A 19,141-nucleotide genomic window follows, 5' to 3' on the forward strand; every position below is an offset into this window, starting at 1 on the left:
AGATGAAGCTTAAAAAAGAAGATTTCCCGCGAATCGCTGAGAAATCTTATCGAAATTAAAGCATGCTATTTAAAAAATCTTGCGTACGCTCTTTTTGGGGATTGCCGAAAATCTCTTCGGGTCTGCCCTGTTCCACGATCTGGCCTTGATCCATAAAAATGACATGATGGGCTATTTCCCGGGCAAAAGCCATTTCGTGAGTCACTACCAGCATCGTCATATGTTCCTCAGCTAATTGACGCATGGCCTTTAGTACCTCGCCAGTCAGCTCTGGATCTAGCGCTGATGTAGGCTCGTCAAACAGCATAATATCAGGCTTCATTGCTAGCGCTCGAGCAATCGCGACTCGCTGCTTTTGCCCGCCGGACAGGCGCGAGGGGTAATTGTGACGCTTATCAAATAAGCCGACTTTCCGCAAAAGTTCCTCGGCAATGGGGACAATCTCTTCTTTTTTCATTTTTTTCACAGTGATCGGCGCTTCAATCAAATTATCAAGGACGGTCATATGGGGGAATAAGTTAAACTGCTGAAAGACCATACCCATTTTGTGACAAATGCGGCGCGCCGTTTCTTCCGGCACATACTGACTGCGCCCGCCTGCCTCTTCTGTCGCTAACATATCGCCTTCAATTTCAATGGAACCGCCATCAATTGTCTCAAGACGATTCAAGCAACGCAACAACGTACTTTTTCCTGAGCCAGACGGACCGATAATCGCTACAACCTCGCCTTGATTCACTTCTAAATCGATGCCTTTCAATACTTCCTGACCGTTAAAGCTCTTGCGAATATTCTTCATAGCAATCATTTTCATAGCAAGACACCTCTATTCATCGTAAGCAGCGTAACGCTGTTCTAATTTTTTAAAGATCCACGTAAGAACTAAAGTCATTGCTAAATAGAACACAGCCGCAACAAAAAAGGGCGTCATATCAAAATCGCGTTGGACAATGGCTCTTGCCGTGCGCAGCAAATCATTCATGGCTAAGATATAAATGAGTGAAGTATCTTTTACCAGCGTAATCGTTTCATTACTTACCGGCGGCAATACCCGCTGAATCATCTGGGGCAGAACAATTCGTCTCATTGTTTGTACATAATTCATACCAAGGGCCTTACTTGCTTCGTATTGCCCACGATCAATTGACTGAATACCAGCGCGGAAAATTTCCGCAAAGTAAGCCGCGTAATTAAAAACAAAGGCAACAAGCGCCGCCGGAAAATCAGGTAGGCGAATCCCTACATAAGGAATCAGCGGCAAAGCATAGTAGACAAAGAGGAGCTGCAGCATGAGCGGCGTACCGCGCATAAGCCAAATATAAATTTCTACAAGAAAGCTAAGCGGCCGATATTTTGAAATACGGGCAAGCGCTACCAGCAATCCCAAAGGAATTGATAGCACTAAAGTGATAAAAAACATTTGCAGTGTCAGGCCGGCGCCTTCCATCATGGGTTTAATCATGGCAATAAGTGATTCCATTTTTCGTCTCCTTTGTGGAAAATCGGGGAATTTTGAATGAGTTTAAAAGGCAAACAAGAGGCTAATGGTATTATACCATCAGCCTCAACGTGCTTGCCATACACTGTACTTATTTTACGATATCAGCGCCGAACCATTTTTTCGAGATTGTTGCCGACGTACCGTCTTTCTTCATTTCATTGAGTACAGCCTGAACTTTATCGCGCAATTCTTGATCTTCTTTTCTAAAGCCAACGCCATAAGTTCCAATTTCTCCGAGCGGCTGTTCAATCGCGATATATTTGCCGGGTTCTTTCGACATATAATATCTGCCAAGGATTTCATCAGTTACTACTGCATCAAGACGACCTGTTTTGAGGTCCATGAAAGCAGCGATACAATCAGAATAGGTTTTGAAGTCTTTTAAAGAGCTTTTCAGTTTCTGGTCTTTCGTAACAGCTTCTTCACCGATGCTGGACTGCTGTACGCCAACAACTTTTCCGGCTAAATCAGCCGCACTTTTGATTGGAGAACCTGCCATAACAAAGATCAGCTGTTTGCTATCCATATATGGATCGCTAAATAACATATTCTTCTTTCTTTCTTCGGTAATATTCATACCGTTCCAAAGAGCGTCAATGCGTTTGCCGTTAAGTTCCGCTTCTTTACTGCTCCAGTCAATCGGCTTAAATTCAACTTCAATTCCGAGACGTTTTGCCGCTTCTTTCGCCATATCCACATCGAAACCAACGATATTATTCTTTTCGTCCTTGAAGCCCATTGGCGGAAAACTATCATCCAAACCAATTACAATTTTCTTTAGAGGCGCTTTGGCTGGCGCACCGCCGCAACCAGCGATGAGCAGGCCTGCCATCATAACCGTGAGTACCAGTGCAACTACTTTTTTCATCTAAAATCCCCACCCTGCTATTATCTTTACTTTCTAAGCGTTGATCTTATTTTACTTTAACTCGCTAAAATAAGAAAGTGATAAATTGCAGTAACAGGAGACTTTTTTCCTGGGTTTCCTCTGGTTAGCTCACAAATACTCATTTTTTTGCACTTTTTAAATGACTCAGCGCAACAGCGTCCCGGCAATAACCATTTTCTGAACCTCTGAGGTTCCTTCATAGATTTCCGTAATTTTAGCATCACGGTAAAAGCGCTCCACTTTGTTACCTTTTACATAGCCATAGCCGCCTTGAATCTGCACAGCTTTCGCAGCGCATTTTACGGCCGTTTCGGAAGCAAACAGTTTCGCCACGGCTGCTTCTTGCGAAAATGGCTTCCCGCTGTCTTTTAACGCCGCCGCCTGATAAACAAGCAATCTCGCTGCCATAACATCTTTGCCCATATCGGCAATCATCCACTGAATCGCCTGATTAGCCGCTAAAGGACGGCCGAATTGCTGGCGTTCTTTAGCATAACGAATCGATTCATCAAGACACCCCTGGGCAATGCCTAGCGCCTGCGCGCCAATGGCAATCCGTCCGCCATCGAGTGTTGCCATAGCAATTTTAAAGCCTTCGCCGATTTTTCCTAACAAGTTTTCTTTGGGCACGCGGCAATTCTGAAATAATAGTTCCGTCGTATGGGAACCGCGAATTCCCATTTTGTCCTCATGCTTACCTACAGCAAAGGGCGATACGGCTTTTTCCACAATGAAGGCGCTAATTCCTTTCGTTCCGGCGCCAGGCCCGGTTTTCGCCATAACAATGACAAGTCCAGCTTTATCACCATTTGTGATGAATGTCTTAGCACCATTAAGAACATAGAAGTCGCCGTCCAGTTCGGCCGTCGTCGTCACAGCCCCGGCATCAGTCCCTGCGCCAGCTTCGGTCAAAGCAAAGGCGCCCAACGTTTGATACTCGGTCAGAAGCGGTAAAAACTTTTGTTTTTGCGCTTCTGTGCCAAACAGCACAATAGGGGAAGCTGCTAGAGTATGTACCGCTAAAATCACTGCCGTCGAGGCACATTCACGGGAGATTTCCTCGATGGTTAACGCATAACTTACATAGTCGGCGCCGCTGCCGCCATAGGCGCTGTCATAAGGAATCCCCGTCATCTCGAGTTTCGCCAATTTATCCATGGTTTCACTGGGAAAACGGCCATCGCGATCGAGTTCTTCCGCCAAAGGCGCCACTTCCGCTAACGTGAACTCCCGTACAGTACTCTGTAATAATTTGTGCTCTTCTGTAAGCATGAAATCCATATTTTCGCCTCCTATTTTAACATGCCGCTCTGCTACTACACACCTCTGCATCTATGCCATTTCGTAACTATATTGCCGCTACACTGATCATCCGTTCGCTGTCCCTCACTACAGCCACGCCTATTATATATAGCCTTTTTCTTTCAACGCCTGAATCTGTTCCGGCGTATAATGGAGGATTTTTGTTAAAACGGTTTCCGTATCTTGTCCCAACGAAGGCGCACCCCGCCACACTTTACCAGGTGTTTCGCTCAGCTTCGGTATAATACCTAATGCTTTAATGTCTTTTTGCAACGTCTGATCTTTATAGTTAATAAAATCGCCTCGATCTAACCAATGGGGATCATCCACAACGTCTTTCGCTGTATTTACTTTGCTGCAAGGAACCTTGTATTTAGCCATCTGCTCTACAACTTCCGGGGCCGTCCTTGCTGCCACCCATTCCGTCAGGTAAGCATCAAGAGCTTTTCCCTTGGGTGATGCTAACGCCTCTGGCGTGGCCGCACATTCTTCATATTTATATTCCTGCGGATCTACGCCAAGAGCTTGAATGAAACGCTTATATACCCCAGCGCCGAAAGCGCCGATCGCCACATAATCATGATTTTTATCTAAGAACAGACCATAAGGCTGAAAAGCTGCTGACTTAGAGCCAGTGCGAGTCCGCACAATATCCGCTTCTGTATAGGAGACAAAAGTATCCGCCATAATACGAGCCTGCGCCTCAAACTGGGCGACATCGACAACTTGTCCCTTGCCAGTTTTCAAGCGATTTACATAGGCAGCAAGCAAACCAAAAACGCAATGCAGACCGGAAATATAGTCATTTAGCCACGGTTTGCTCAACGCGGGCACCGACGGCTCAGCATCCCCGTTTAAATGCATAAAGCCGCTATAAGCCTGTCCCATCATATCGTAAGAAGCACGATCGCACACTTCCGGCAAACCGCCAAATTGAGGTCGACCAAAACCGCTTACATGAACGATAATCAAAGCGGGATTCACACTTAGCAGCTCTTCATCGTTAATTCCATACTTATCAAGCCAAACCATATTCTCCATAAACACGTCAGCTTCTTTAATCAAGCCAAGAAACATTTCTTTCACTTCAGGAATATTCAAGTTAAGTTCCACCGTCATACTCAGTCTGTTCCGGGCATCCTGAGCCCAACTGGTACTGACTTGACGGCCTTCATAATTAGCGAAAGGCGGCATAAAACGCCAGGTATCGCCTACATTCGGGCGTTCAATGTGAATTACTTCTGCACCAAAATCAGCTAACAGATTGGCGGCATGAGGCATAGCCACCAGTGAACCAGAAGAAATAATGCGCATACCGGCAAAAGCGCCAAACTCAGGAACAATGTACTCGCGTTTACTCATTTGTTAAACCTCCTGTACGTGAATTTACTATATTTAACAAGCATAAACCATGCCAAAAAATAGCCCTTACTTTTATATTGATTTTACTGCATTTCTATGATTTCCTGCCAACTGCACATGCAAAAATGCCGGAATAACACCGGCATTTTTGCATGTTTCCGTTATTTCCGCATGGAAGCTACTAGCTGCAAACTTTTCCCGCGCCGTCGTTTCCGCGTTAAAGTTGACTCATCAATTCCTAGCTGTTTAGCCGCTTCCTTAATTGATGGATATTGAACAATTGCCGCTTCGATAATATCAGTTTCGACTGAGGTCACAGCTTCTTTTAATAAGACTCCCGGCTGCCAAAAAATGTGTCCGGTTGCTTTAGCTCCTGTCCCCATATCATAGCTGTCACCACAGAGAGAATCACATAAGTTTGCCACCATTTCAAGCGGCAAATGGCGCGGTTCAATTGAATCGTCATTTATGAGCACCACAAGGCGCTCTATTACATTCATAATTTCGCGGATATTTCCCGGCCAATCGTAAGCAAGCAGCACATCTATCGCATCACGCGACAACGTTTTATGTTTTTTATGGCGTCGATTCATAATTGCCAAATAATGAACTACTAATGAGCCAATATCCTCTTTTCTTTCTCTTAAGGGCGGAATCATAATGGGAATCACGTTTAGACGGAAATAGAGATCGCGGCGAAACAATCCCTGTAAAATTAAATCCTCCATATTCTTGTTTGTAGCCGCAATGATGCGAACATCCACCTGGACAGGCTTTGAGCCGCCGACACGATAAAAACTCTTTTCCTGAAGAACATTCAACATTTTCGCCTGCAAGGCAATCGACATATCGCCGATTTCATCAAGCAAAATCGTACCGCGATGAGCAATTTCAAAAAGGCCAATATGCGATTTATGAGCGCCAGTAAACGCACCAGCCTCATAACCGAAAAGCTCAGATTCCAGCAAATTCTCCGGTATGGCACTGCAATTAATATGTACGAAAGTTCCTGTTCCATTGCGTTCACTAAAGGCATGAATATGCTTAGCTAGCTCTGTTTTTCCCACACCTGATTCACCCGTAATTAACAGAGGCAGATCTGTATCAGCCACTTTTTCCACAAGTTCATAAAGCGTTTGCATCTGACTGCTATGATAGTCCAAAAAATTCGACTTCGTTTCCTCACTAATTTTGGCGTTTAATTCCTTTTGATAATGTTTCGCCGCCGCCTGAGCGGATCGTAATTTTTCGTGAAGTGTTTCCAGTTCCGTAATATCGCGAACATTTGATAGAACACGAATAATTTCTCCCTGCCGATTCTTCAGCGGGGTACTTGATACCATCGTTTCTTTTCCTTGGGGAAACGTAACAAAAGAGCTTTCGCTGTTGCCATATTCTAGTACCCGCATCATGGAACAATAGGGAATTTGTTTATTTTTCGCCAGTTCATAGACGCTTTTCCCGAGAAGGTCTTCTTTATCGAGCCCGGAAACAAGACAAAAAGCTTTATTTAGCGCCCGCACAGTTCCTTCGCCATTCGTAATAAGAATCCCATCATGGGAATTATCAATGAAAGGCTGCAGCCGAATCAAGGAATCTTCTACCTCACACCACAAATGCATCAGATTGCGATACTCATCAGTACTTTTAAATAGCAAATAAAAACAAAGATCGTCCTTCGAACGAATAATGCTCATAAGTAGCTTCCCACTCGGCGATGTCTTCACAACCCTGTCGCTTGTTTTTCCGGTAAGCCATTCACGCCGAAACCATGGCAATAACATCATAATCTTACAATCCAAAGTTAAATTTTTAAAATAAAACTGCGCTTTGTCATTAAACCCACGAATATCATATTTTTCATCTAGTTGAATGACAGCAAAAGCTGTAAAATCAAGTGGATTCAGCATACAAGAACTGTTCACAAACACACCTCCCGCCTTATAGCACCCAACCGTTCGAGCCTTAATATTTCATCCTTATTTGCAATTATTCTGCGGCTATTCCAAAAAAGCCTGTAAATATTAATGGAATTTTCGGTCTTTTTTCTAAAAACGACTGCCTTCTATCGCAAATCATAATGAATTTACAAACATAGAAGGCAATCGTATCGTGTAACTATTCAAGAAAATTTATCGGATTACTTCACGACTAATCATAAATTTCTCAATGGCTGTTTCATTCACTGCATAGCGAATATCGTTCGTTTCATCAGGCACAATCAAAGTACAGCGCGACGTAATATCTACAATAGGCGTTGTAATATCATCAGCAAAATACCGATTGCTTGCGGCAATATCATGGGCGAGGAAAGCAAAGTTTGGCAGACTGGCAAAAGAAATATTTTGAACGCGGCCAATCCCGAGTTCCGTCATACCGCCCACCCAAATTGGAATATTATGCTGCTGGCACAAATCATGAATCTTAATCGATTCATGGAGTCCGCCGCAACGGCTTGATTTAATATTAATGATTTTGCAACTGCCTAGTTGAATCGCTTTGCGGGCCGTTTCGACCGAAACAATACTCTCATCAAGGCAAATTGGCGTTTGAATCGCTTTTTGCAAGACAGCATGATCGACAATGTCATCTTCCCCTAAGGGTTGTTCAATATACTGCAAATTAAATTCATCCATAGCTTTAAACAGCTCTATATCATCTAGGGTATAATCAGAGTTCGCGTCCACAGTAAGGGTAATATCAGGATAGTGGCGGCGCACCTCTTTAAGTACGTCAATATCCTTGCCTGGCTTAATCTTGATCTTGGTCCGATGATAGCCTTCGGCAAGATATTTTTCAATCTTTTTCAACAGTTCCGTTGTTGTCGCCTCAATGCCGAGACTAACGCCGACCTTGACTTCTGTCTGCGTACCGCCAAGTAGCGTTTTTAACGACTTTCCTTCACGCTGCGCGTAAATTTCCCAAAGCGCATTTTCGACGGCTGCTTTCGCTAAACGATTTCCCACAATAAAAGAGACCTTAGCCATAAAATCGGCTGGATCCACAATGTCTTTATGTAAAATCACTGGCGCAATCATATTTTTGATGATGTGAAAACAAGTTCCGTTATCTTCCGGATTATACAAGGGGCCATAAAAAGCCTTACATTCCCCATAGCCGATGAGATCTTCTGAGTAGATCTTGATGAGCAACGCATCTCTTTCTTCAAAGCGGGTAAAGCTCGTTTCAAAGGGATGAATAAAGGGAACTTTTACGCGAATTATATCAATACGGTCAATAATCATAACATGCAGCCTCTCCCTTAAATGAAATTTAATAAAGCTCGATCCATTTTTATGTTACTTTTTACAATTTTATTATATGATTAAAAAATTCGACTTAAAATAGACTCTATTTTGTCTCAAACCCGACAAAAATAAAAAATCCAGAAAACTCCTTTGAGTCTTCTGGATTTTTCACCCATTATAAATTGAAACAATCCGACACTTGATGTAATACGTTAACACCTAGCCGATTACTTTGCGGACCACATCAATGATTGTTCCATCACGATACTCTACCAGAGCTACTACTTCATCACTTGTAGCAATTTTTTTTGGCGTACCGGCAATTTCTTCGGCCAAGTCTTTAAGCTCTTCAATGGAATAAACGGGCAGCCCTTTTTCCAATAAAGCGGCTTTAATCTCTGGTCTACGAGGATTTACAGCAATACCTTGTTCCGTCACAAGTAAATCAACCGTTTCTCCCGGCGTCGTAACCGTCATAATTTGATCACGTACAATCGGTAGCCGACTGCGCAGTAAATTAGCTACAATAACGGTCAAGCCAGCCCCAGCTGCCGCGTCACTATGACCGCCAGAGCCCCCCATAATCATGCCATTCGATCCGGTTGTCACATTCACGTTAAAATGAACATCAATTTCTGTGGCCCCTAATACGACACAATCTAGTTGATTGACCACGCAGCCCTTAGTATGGGGATTCGCATAATAGCTCGCGCTAATCTCTCTATGGTGAGGATTTACTTTTAAAGAGTCAATCGCCCGTTGGTCAAAACATTGTACATCGTAAATTCGTTCGAACAGTCCAGCGTCCAAAAGATCCACTAAATAGCCTGTAATTCCGCCCATAATAAAACTGCCTCGCAGCGACAATCGCTCCATCTTTTGCCGCAAATAATGTGCTACAGCAAGCGAAGCGCCGCCGGCGCCAGTTTGAAAAGAAAAACCCGGTTGCAACACCCCAGCCGCCTCAATCGCATCAGCAGCCAAAGCAGCGATCCGCAATCCTACGGGATCGCGCGTAATCTTGGTCGTACCAGAAACAATGCCGCTAGGATTGCCAATTTCCTGAAGAACTAAAATATAATCAACCTGCGTCATGGGAATAGAAAAATCCGCTAACGGCATTTCTGCCAAATGATCGGTTACAGCAACAACAGTATCAGCATATTCAGCGTCAACCATGGCATATCCGAGCGAACCACATGCCGCTAGTCCATCTTTGCCGGAAATATTACCAAACCGATCCACTAGGGGTGCGGCAATAAAGGCAATATCGATTTTTAGACTACCTTCTTCAATCGCCCGCGGACGACCGCCATGGCTCCGCATAATTACAGGCGTCGACAAGTAGCCGCGGCTTACCGCTTCCGCTACAGGCCCATTCATATAATTTGTATCAATTGCTGTAATTGTACCGTCTTTTATTAGCGCCACAAGTGGTTCATGACAGGGAAAAATACTACTAAGGGCAATCTTTAAATTTTTAAGACCCATTTTTTGAGCGGCAGCCATTATGGTATTCACTACATAATCGCCATTGCGAAAATGATGATGGAAGGAAAAAGTCATACCATCTTTTGCCTGCAATTTTTGCAATAAAGCCTCGGCTGATTCCACAAGTTTCTGCTGTTTTGGCGAAAAACTGACGAGTCGCCGCGTTGCACCTTGCAGCGTCTGATTCCATTTGACCCCTTGAAAAGCTGTAACAGGACCCCAACCTTCGATATAGTCAGGCAACTCTCTGCCATCTACTGTTTTCATAGAAACCTCCTCAAATAAGCCTAGCTGACTTGGCAATATCAAGTAATCGTGTTGCCCGTAGCATAATTGGCAAATCGATCATTTTATTATCTAGCGATACAGCACCTAGACCGCGGGCTTTTCCCGCCTCTAAAGCTTCGACGACTCGCTGCGCCCAAATAATTTCTTGCTGCGAAGGCGTAAATACTGCTTGGATTGCCGCAACCTGCCGTGGATTAATTGCCAGTTTCGCCGTAAATCCCATTTGCTTAGCTAACATAGTATCAGCAATTAAACCTGGTTCATCATTTACATCTGTAAAGGGAGTATCAATCGCCTGTACGCCAGCAGCATAGGCAGCCGTCACAAGTGCCGCACGGGCATAGGCAATTTCAGCGCCTGCTTTGGTCCGTGTTGCATTAATTCCCGCTGTAAAATCTTCTGCGCCCAGAGCTAACGCCTTTACCCGAGAATTTGCCTTGGCAATAGCAAGAGCATTGCTAAGGCCTAGTGGTGTTTCAATCAAGGCAAAGAGAGAAATTTCTTTGTTCAGTTGATGCTCTTGCTCCAAGCGAGAAAGTTCTTGGCTCACTAACTCAATATCGCGAGCTTCCTGCACTTTAGGCAATAAAATCGCGTCAGGTGCAGCCGGGACAATTACAGGAAGATCCTCTTTAGCGTACGTTTCCAAAGGATTAATGCGAACAACGACTTCCGTATGGCCGAATTTGACTCTTTTTAATGCATTGGCTGTTAAAAACCGAGCAGCATCTTTTTCCGTAGGCGCTACAGCATCTTCTAAATCTAAAATCACCGTATCACTGCCTAGAATCCCGGCATTTTGCAACATATTAGGGTTACTCCCCGGAATAAACAGCAACGTGCGTCTCAACATATTCTTCACTCCTTTGAAGCGCGAAACAGCGCTGTCTGCAAGCGGCTCTCTAGCACATAGTCCAGCGCGCCACGATCTTGAATAAACACCCTAAGGTCAGTTACTTTTGCCTGCTGTAAAAACTTTTTCACGGTCGCTTCGATTTGATCGCCATATTGGGCCTGCACGATACTTTGAATTTCGATAATAGTACCACTATTAGGTGACTCAGGCTGAATTTGAACCATGACATCACTTGATTCCAACGTGCCCGCCTGGGCAGTTCTCAATAAATTCATAACGATCCTCCTACTGAATCATTTTCAAAAGAACACACGCGCCAATTACGGTACAACCGCCGCCTAACCGCGTCGATACTTGGGCAAAAGGCATAAGCGACATCCGATTGGCACTGGAAAGAATCGCTACGTCGCCAGTTCCTCCCAGACCGCTATGGCAGGCTGTTACAATCGCAGTTTCAATTGGGTACATATTCATCATTTTGCCAACGAAAAATCCAGAAGATACCATCGTAATCACAGTTGCCACAATCGTAATCACATAAGCTGGCGAAACAGCAGCCACAACATCTTGCCACGGCGTGTAAAGTACACCAACGCCCACTAAAAGCGCCCAGGTTAGCGAGGAAGCTACAAACCGATACAAATGATAGGCGCCTTGCTCCATCGAAGCAGGCATAATACCAATCGCTTTAATAATAGCAGCCGAGAAAATCATAACAATCGGCCCAGGAATATCAATAAACTTATTTACTAATCCGCCAAACACAAAGAAGGTAGTTGCTAAAAGCAGTCCTGCTCCCATTAAAGCAAAGTCAACAGGCTTTTCTTCGGACTGAGCCTTACGCAAAAACTCATCATTTCCTGTTTTAACAAGCATTCCTTCGCCGGAGAATTCCGGTCGTTTTTGGCTTAAACGCTTTAATAATCCCGCCAGAATAATTGCACAAAGGTTACCAAGCATTGCCGCAGGCATAAGCTGCGGAATCAGCTGTGTATTAGACACATTAAGTATCTCAGCATATCCCACGGACAGCGGCAACACACCTTCACCGACACCGCCAGCAAATACAGGAATAATAACAAAAAACAAGGCCTTATAGGCGCCAAGACCCGTAATCGTGCCAACGGCAACCCCAACAAGAGATGCACAAATGGTTCCCACCAACAGCGGTACAAACATCTTCAAAAAACCTTGAATCAAAACAACGCGAAGCATCCCAAGAATACTGCCTGTAACTAAGCAAGAAATATAGAAATACAAAAAGTTAGAACCTTTCATAAATGCTGTAATTGCTTTTAATGAGGCCGGATCAAGCAGTTTATAAAAAACCATAATACTAGGAACAAACACGGATAGAATAGCCGGTCCGCCAATATCGCGCAAAATTGGAACTTTTAACCCAATATCGCCAAGGAGCATTCCCATAACAACCATGACGGCAATCCCGCCAATCATATCGGCAGGCAATTTACCATAATGAGCCCCGGCAAAAATAATCGCTACGACCACCAGGTAGATTGGCAGCGGCATTGGCCCCACTTTATATTTTGTAAATACATTTACGTCCTTTTCGGACATAAAAATCACCTCCGTTTTTATCATAAACGGAGGCGGCCTTTTTCTGTCTATTTTGGAAATTTCGAATATAATTTAGTTCATATTGTTCACAGCTGCATATTTGCAGACAGGCCGTCCGACACTGCCATAAGAAAAGTCTTTTTGTACTTCGTCTCTACTTACGAGATACTCCAAATAGCGACGAGCAGTAATACGAGAAACGCCCAATAAGGCGCCTGCTTCCTCGGCCGTAAAAGGCTCTGTCAGCTGCCCCACCAGTTCTCGTACATGCTCTAAAGTAACTTTATCTAGTCCTTTGGGCATTTCCGGTTCGGTCGGACGATGCAAAAGATAGCGATCAATCGCTTTTTGATCCAGCTCTTCAGTTTTGATAATCCGCCGTCGGCTTTGGTATGTTTCAATTGCTTCACAAACACGAGTATACTCAAAAGGCTTCACTAAATAGTCAACCGCCCCTAACCGCAGCGCTTCTTGAATATGCAGGGAGTCACGGGAAGCGGTAACTACAATCACATCAGTCTTCGCATTATTTTTCCGTAATATCGATAAAAATTGCAATCCATTGGTATCAGGCATATAAATATCAAGCAAAATTAAATCAATCTTTTTACACTGAAGAACTTGCAACGCTTCTTTAACAGATGCCGCCAAAGTAATTGATAAAATTCCTCGCAACTTCATCAGATACCGACGGTTTAACTCTGCCACCATGGGATCATCTTCTACAATCAATACATGAATATCAGACATTATTTACCTCCCAAGTGGACTGTAAAAACACAGCCAAAATCCGTATTGGCAAATTCTAAAACGCCATTATACTTTTTTACAATCTCATCAACTAAAAAGAGGCCCACGCCGCGTTGTCCCCCCTTTGTAGAAAAACCCCAATCAAAAATCCGCTGAGAAACATCAGCTTCAATTCCCTGGCCCGAATCGCAGATTTCTAGCATAAATTCAGTCTCATCACCTTGCAAAAACAAATGAACTTCCCGCTTATCCTGAAACCGTACCGCTTCAATGGCGTTATCAAGCAAGTTTCCTAATATGGTAATTAACTCAGCGTTCACTAAGCAAGTTTTCTCCGCTAGCGTAGATTCTGGATCAATGCAAAGACTTGTTCCCGCCTCGCGCATCGTGGAAAACTTAGCAATGAGTAGTCCAGCAACAGCAGGATTTTTAATGCGAGATATAACAAATTCCGCTTCTGTTTCGGCATGTGATACGATCGAGCGAATATAATCAGTCGCTTCGCTATAACATTCTAGTTTTACCAACCCCCAAACCACATGAAGTTTATTCATAAATTCATGAGCCTGCGCCCGTAAAGCTTCCGTATAGGTGCGAATTCCCGTCAATTCATCAGCCAGTTCTTTCATTTCTGTTATATCGCGAAATGTAGCAACAGCGCCAACCACTTGCCCGCGAACAAGAATTGGAATCCGATTTGTAACAATTCGCTTGCCCTGTAAATCTTGTACTTGGTTATATTCAGGACACCCTGTCTTAATGACCTCATTAAGCCGTGTATTTGGTACAAGCTCTTCTACTGGTTTTCCTAAATAATCGCCTGCGCCTAATAGCTGCAGGCTAGCTTCATTAACTAGGGTAATCAAACCCTCGCGATTAATGGCAATAACGCCTTCCTTAATCCCTTGTAAAACAGCATTCCGTTCTTCTAGTATTTTGGCAATCTGCTCTGGCTCAAGGCCAAATAAGCCTTGTTTAATATTGCGTGCTAAAAAATAGGAACCGATCGCCCCAATCAACAGGCCAAAAATCATTACTGCAAAAACAAATTTACGACTTTGCCAAACTGCCGCTTGCAAATTTTCCATCAAGACACCAACAACGACTCCGCCAATAATCTGCCCATTTTGGCTATGAATGGGCGTAAACGCCCGCAAAGATTCGCCAAAAGTACCAACACTATGAGAAAAATATTCCTGCCCCTGCAAGGCCATACCTTCATCACCGCCTTGAATGGGTTGGCCAACTAATTCTGCCACAGGATGAGAAAACCGAAAGCCCTGCGTATCGAAAATAACAATATATGTCGATCCAGTTGTCGTACGAATCCGTTCTGCCATTTCCTGAACACTTTGCCGATCGCCTAGCTCCATCGCTTCGATAATTGCTTGATTGTTCGCAACCGAACGAGCCACGTTCATACTACTGTTCCCGAGATTTTCTTTAATTGTCCCTTCTATATAATTGGACATGCCAACAGCAGTCACAACTAAAGAAATCGCTACAACAAATGAAACTAGCAGAATAATTTTTGTGGTTAATCGCATGATAAGCTCCTTATACAGGTAGAAGTACAGTGAAATTTAAGTCCAAAAAAGCTCTTACCGCCCCTTTAGGGGGACAATGAGAGCTTCTTACGATTGGATTTCCTGCGGTTGAAATTCTTCAAGATGCTCCGCGCCAAAGCGATGCATCATGGAAAGAATCGAAAGAAACTTCTCGCCTTCTTCCGTCAGGCTATATTCTACTTTTGGCGGAACAACAGGATATACTTTTCGATGAATCAAATGATCCTGCTCTAAGCTTTTTAGCTGCCTTGCCAGCACTTTTTGTGTAACTTGCGGTAATTTTCGCTGTAAATCGCTAAACCGCAAGGTGCTATAGCCTAAATACCATAAAATGAGAATTTTCCATTTTCCTGCTAGCATATTCTGCACAATGATCATAGGACACTCATCATATTTGGCGCATTTATCGCGCATGAAACATTCTTCATGGCGGCTTTTTTCAGTCATCATATAAAGCCCCTCGCTTTTTATAGTGACATTTTAGTCACTATATGACAATAAAGTGCGTTCTTGTGAAAACTTTTTTTCTCCCTTACTATAATAACATACTCATAAAAAATACGCACTTGTTACCAAAGAGCGTATGAATCGGCTTTATTATTTACTTTGAGGGGGCGTTTTACATGACTATGATTCAACCAGATAAACATTATGACCTTTTTATTGACGGACAATGGACCAAAGGCAGTGTTGGTAAAACCTTTACTTCGGTCAACCCTTCAAACGGCGAGCCACTGGCTACCTGTATTGACGCCACGAAAGAAGACGTGGATCAGGCTGTGACCGCCGCCTGGAAAGCTTTTAAAACCTGGAAAGATGTCAGTCCACAAGACCGTTCCAGAATGCTATTAAAAATTGCTGATCTCATTGACGCCAATGCCGAGCGGCTGGCGATCATTGAAACTCTTGATAACGGCAAACCAATTCGTGAAACCAAAAATGCCGACGTACCGCTTAGTTCCGATCATTTCCGGTATTTTGCCAGCGCCATTCGTACCGAAGAAGGCGAAGCTGTTCTGATTGATAAGAACAATCTCAGCCTAGTTCTGCGCGAGCCTATTGGTGTTGTCGGGCAGATTATCCCCTGGAATTTCCCCCTGCTAATGGCAGCGTGGAAAATTGCTCCAGCCTTGGCGGCTGGAAACTGCATCGTTATCAAACCTTCCTCCAGTACTTCACTCAGTCTTCTGGAATTAACGAAACTCCTGGCACAAGTATTGCCGCCAGGTGTTATAAATGTCATTACAGGTAAAGGCTCTGTGTCAGGCAATTATATTTTAGAGCATGAAGGCTTCAGCAAGCTGGCCTTTACTGGCTCTACCGAAGTAGGCTATACCGTATCAGAGGCAGCAGCTAAACGGCTGATTCCTGCCACACTCGAATTAGGCGGAAAATCAGCTAATATTTTCTTTGCCGACGCACCTTGGGAAAAAGCGATTGAAGGCTTCCAGATGGGCATTCTCTTTAATCAAGGGCAGGTTTGCTGCGCTGGATCTCGCGCCTTTGTCCAGGAAGAAATTTACGATAAATTTGTCGCAGCGGCTATTGAAGCTTTCTCTAAAGTCAAAGTAGGCCTTCCTTGGGAAAAAGACACGCAAATGGGCGCTCTCGTAAATCCCGGACAGCTCAAAAAAGTTCTCGGCTACGTAGATATTGGCAAAGCCGAGGGTGCTAAAGTGGCGTTCGGCGGTGAAAAGATTACGAGTCCTGAACTGGAAAAGGGATCCTTTATTCAGCCAACCATTCTGACTGATGTGAATAATAGTATGCGTATTGCCCAAGAAGAAATCTTTGGCCCTGTCATCTCCATCATCAAATTCAAAGATGAAGCAGAAGTGATTCGCTTGGCTAATGATAGTGACTATGGCCTTGGCGGCGCTGTTTGGACCAAAGATATCAACCGGGCCTTCCGTGTTGCCCGTGCTGTAGAAACAGGCCGGATTTGGGTCAATACCTACAATAATCTGCCTGCCCATGCGCCGTTTGGCGGTTATAAAAAATCAGGCATTGGCCGTGAAACGCACAAAATGATGCTTGATCACTATAGCCAAAAGAAAAATATTTTCATCAACTTATCAGACAGCAAAATGGGCCTTTACTAAAAGACCTTAGCAAAGTCTATAAAAAGTAAACCGAAGCAGCGCTTCTCGCTATTGAGAAACGCTGCTTTTTTTATAAACAATTTTCTTGCTTTAGCTAGTCCCGCAATCAGCTGACAAGAAAAATTAACATAATAACAGTTTCGCATATTAAAAACGCTAAAAAATTTACAAAACAGCAGGGAAACAGGAATAAATAGAGTATTAATGGATAGAAAACGTTTACAGAACAGGAGACGATAGAATGGTAAGCGCAATTACACGCCAAGAAGCACTTGATCTACTGAAGACTTATAATAAGGAACCGTTCCATCTTCTTCACGCTCTCACAGTCGAAGGCGTCATGAAGTGGTACGCCACGGAGCTAGGCTATGACGAAGAACTGGACTACTGGGGAACTGTAGGTCTGCTCCACGATATCGATTTTGAGGAGTATCCCGAGGAACACTGTAAAAAGGCGCCCGAATTATTAAAACAAGGCCGCGTAAGTGACGAAATGATCTACTCAATCTGCAGTCATGGCTATGGTCTCTGCACAGATATTGAGCCAAAGCATCAAATGGAGAAAGTTCTATTTGCCGCCGATGAACTGACAGGTTTAATTGGCGCCGCCGCTAGAATGCGCCCCTCGCAAAGCGTAATGGATATGGAACTTTCTAGCCTAAAGAAAAAGTTTAAAGATAAAAAATTTGCCGCCGGCTGTTCTCGTGATGTTATCAAACAAGGCACCGAACGACTCGGCTGGAGCCTTGACGAATTGCTTGAAAAAACGATCTTAGCCATGCGGTCTTGCGAAGAAACAGTAAACAAAGAAATGGAAACTCTCTAAAAACCAGCTTATTGCAAAACAGGAGCAGAGTATTTTCTCTGCTCCTGTTGCTGTCTAACTCCGCTATATTCAATGATGTCCAAAGCGAATCAAGTTTCTGTTTTTATAAATTTCTTTTATTCTAAGTAGCTTTTTCCCAAAGTGTCAGCTGCCAACAAAGCATCATACAGCTGCTCAGGTGTTACATCGCCAAGCATATTATGGATCGATTCGCCCGGAAGGCAAGCTTTTTCAGCCGCAATTTTCACACGGCTAACATCGGAAACTCCCACTTCTGCCAATGTAACAGGCAAGCCGACAGAGAGGCAAAAACCAATAACTTCCGTAATTTCCTCCATTGGCGCATTTTCTAAAATAAGCTGCGCAATTGTGCCGAAAGCGACTAGATTTCCATGCATGGTTGCTTCGCATTCTTCTAAAGCAGTAAAACCATTATAGACAGAATGAGCCACAGCCAGCCCACCATTATCAGCGCCAACACCGCTTAGATAGGTATTTGCTTCAATGATGCTTTCTACGGCTGGTGTAAGCAAGCCTTGTTCAACAGCCAGCTTGGCCTTATAACCATCAGCCAAAAGAGTTTCGTAGCATAATTTACACAAAGCCATTGCGGATTTTGTAATGCCGCCGTTTTCTAAGCTAGGTGAATTCGTCTTTACACAAGCTCTGGCCTCAAAATAAGTGCCAAGCGCATCGCCCATACCAGCTACCAGGAACTTCACTGGCGCTGCGGCAATAATCGAAGAATCAACAATAACCGTTTCCGGATTCTTCGGATAAAAAATATATTTGCAAAACGTGCCATCATCATTGTAAATTACCGAAAGACCTGTGCAAGGAGCATCAGTAGCCGCTACAGTCGGCATAATCACAACAGGACGATTTTCATAATGAGCTGTCGCTTTCGCTGTATCAATGGCGCTACCGCCGCCAATGGCGCCAATCACTTCAATCTTATCGTCCCGAACAATCTGACGCATCCGTTCTATTTCACCAGTCGAACTTATGCCATTAAATACTTCAAACCGTAATGTAGCCGCCGAGTCTTTAAAGCTCTGCTCAATTTTGGGCTTAGCTGTCTTATAACCACTGCGACTGCAAATAAACAAAAAAGATGATCCTAGTTCTTTGGTGTTTTCATATGTTTCTAATAATGCATCCTTTCCCTGAACATATTTTGCAGGCGCTCTCATTAATTTCAACATACACGTAACCCCCCTAGACTCTTTTTGTTAAAAAATTCACATAAACAAAAATTTACCTTTGTCTATGTATAATAAATCTTCTCTGATTTCTGTCAGAATCCTGCCATACAGAAAAATCACCTTTCGCTAAAGTTAAAGGGTAGGGCAATGAAGCTAAGAATCGCTCCGTTGACCT

The 19,141-nt window shown here is 43.7% G+C and carries 17 protein-coding genes; 2 read left to right on the forward strand and 15 right to left on the reverse strand.

The window, feature by feature from the left end; genetic code table 11:
• Positions 1-55: 55 nt before the first annotated feature.
• The 14 genes from AC0NJP_RS14085 to AC0NJP_RS14150 form a co-directional block, all read right to left on the reverse strand.
• A complete protein-coding gene (locus tag AC0NJP_RS14085) occupies positions 56-814 on the reverse strand; it encodes an amino acid ABC transporter ATP-binding protein (protein WP_474700219.1) in 759 nt (252 codons plus the stop codon).
• A gap of 12 nt (positions 815-826) precedes the next feature.
• A complete protein-coding gene (locus tag AC0NJP_RS14090) occupies positions 827-1,480 on the reverse strand; it encodes an amino acid ABC transporter permease (protein ID WP_474700220.1) in 654 nt (217 codons plus the stop codon).
• 109 nt (positions 1,481-1,589) lie between these two features.
• Complete coding sequence (locus AC0NJP_RS14095; RefSeq protein ID WP_474040778.1) at positions 1,590-2,369, reverse strand: amino acid ABC transporter substrate-binding protein; 780 nt, start codon at positions 2,367-2,369, stop codon at positions 1,590-1,592.
• Positions 2,370-2,534: 165 nt separating this feature from the next.
• The gene (locus AC0NJP_RS14100) at positions 2,535-3,671 is read right to left on the reverse strand and encodes an acyl-CoA dehydrogenase (RefSeq protein WP_474040779.1); all 1,137 of its coding nucleotides are present in this window, start codon (positions 3,669-3,671) and stop codon (positions 2,535-2,537) included.
• Between the two features lie 123 nt (positions 3,672-3,794).
• Positions 3,795-5,054, reverse strand: a complete 1,260-nt coding sequence (locus AC0NJP_RS14105) for a CaiB/BaiF CoA transferase family protein (protein WP_474700221.1) — start codon at positions 5,052-5,054, stop codon at positions 3,795-3,797.
• Between the two features lie 161 nt (positions 5,055-5,215).
• Entirely contained in the window at positions 5,216-6,979 is a 1,764-nt protein-coding gene (locus AC0NJP_RS14110) for a sigma-54 interaction domain-containing protein (protein WP_474700222.1), read from the reverse strand.
• A 207-nt stretch (positions 6,980-7,186) separates the two neighbouring features.
• Positions 7,187-8,299 carry an o-succinylbenzoate synthase gene (gene menC / locus AC0NJP_RS14115; protein ID WP_474700223.1) on the reverse strand — a complete coding sequence of 371 codons (1,113 nt, stop codon included), beginning with the start codon at positions 8,297-8,299 and terminating at the stop codon, positions 7,187-7,189.
• A gap of 222 nt (positions 8,300-8,521) precedes the next feature.
• Positions 8,522-10,060: a citrate lyase subunit alpha gene (gene citF, locus AC0NJP_RS14120; protein WP_474700224.1), complete on the reverse strand. Its 1,539-nt coding sequence runs from the start codon at positions 10,058-10,060 to the stop codon at positions 8,522-8,524.
• Positions 10,061-10,070: 10 nt separating this feature from the next.
• Positions 10,071-10,934: an HpcH/HpaI aldolase/citrate lyase family protein gene (locus AC0NJP_RS14125; protein ID WP_474040783.1), complete on the reverse strand. Its 864-nt coding sequence runs from the start codon at positions 10,932-10,934 to the stop codon at positions 10,071-10,073.
• Between the two features lie 5 nt (positions 10,935-10,939).
• Positions 10,940-11,212, reverse strand: coding sequence for a citrate lyase acyl carrier protein (gene citD, locus AC0NJP_RS14130; RefSeq protein WP_474700225.1), 273 nt, complete (start codon positions 11,210-11,212; stop codon positions 10,940-10,942).
• 10 nt (positions 11,213-11,222) lie between these two features.
• A complete protein-coding gene (locus AC0NJP_RS14135) occupies positions 11,223-12,515 on the reverse strand; it encodes a 2-hydroxycarboxylate transporter family protein (RefSeq protein WP_474040785.1) in 1,293 nt (430 codons plus the stop codon).
• 72 nt (positions 12,516-12,587) lie between these two features.
• Complete coding sequence (locus tag AC0NJP_RS14140; protein ID WP_474040786.1) at positions 12,588-13,265, reverse strand: response regulator; 678 nt, start codon at positions 13,263-13,265, stop codon at positions 12,588-12,590.
• Positions 13,265-14,812 carry a DcuS/MalK family sensor histidine kinase gene (dcuS, locus tag AC0NJP_RS14145; RefSeq protein WP_474700226.1) on the reverse strand — a complete coding sequence of 516 codons (1,548 nt, stop codon included), beginning with the start codon at positions 14,810-14,812 and terminating at the stop codon, positions 13,265-13,267. The genes AC0NJP_RS14140 and dcuS overlap by 1 nt, the downstream gene beginning before the upstream one ends.
• 87 nt (positions 14,813-14,899) lie before the next feature.
• Positions 14,900-15,283, reverse strand: coding sequence for a winged helix-turn-helix transcriptional regulator (locus AC0NJP_RS14150; RefSeq protein WP_474700227.1), 384 nt, complete (start codon positions 15,281-15,283; stop codon positions 14,900-14,902).
• A gap of 173 nt (positions 15,284-15,456) precedes the next feature.
• On the opposite strand from AC0NJP_RS14150, the gene AC0NJP_RS14155 reads away from it, so the two are divergent.
• Complete coding sequence (locus AC0NJP_RS14155) at positions 15,457-16,935, forward strand: aldehyde dehydrogenase family protein (RefSeq protein WP_474700228.1); 1,479 nt, start codon at positions 15,457-15,459, stop codon at positions 16,933-16,935.
• Positions 16,936-17,176: 241 nt separating this feature from the next.
• Positions 17,177-17,761 (forward strand): hydrolase, encoded by a 585-nt coding sequence (locus AC0NJP_RS14160; RefSeq protein ID WP_474700229.1) that lies wholly within the window; start codon positions 17,177-17,179, stop codon positions 17,759-17,761.
• 116 nt (positions 17,762-17,877) lie between these two features.
• Here AC0NJP_RS14160 and AC0NJP_RS14165 read toward each other — a convergent pair whose 3' ends face one another.
• Positions 17,878-18,966 carry a glycerol dehydrogenase gene (locus AC0NJP_RS14165; RefSeq protein WP_474700230.1) on the reverse strand — a complete coding sequence of 363 codons (1,089 nt, stop codon included), beginning with the start codon at positions 18,964-18,966 and terminating at the stop codon, positions 17,878-17,880.
• Positions 18,967-19,141: the final 175 nt, after the last annotated feature.

This window comes from Pelorhabdus sp. sgz311002, from assembly GCF_056134285.1.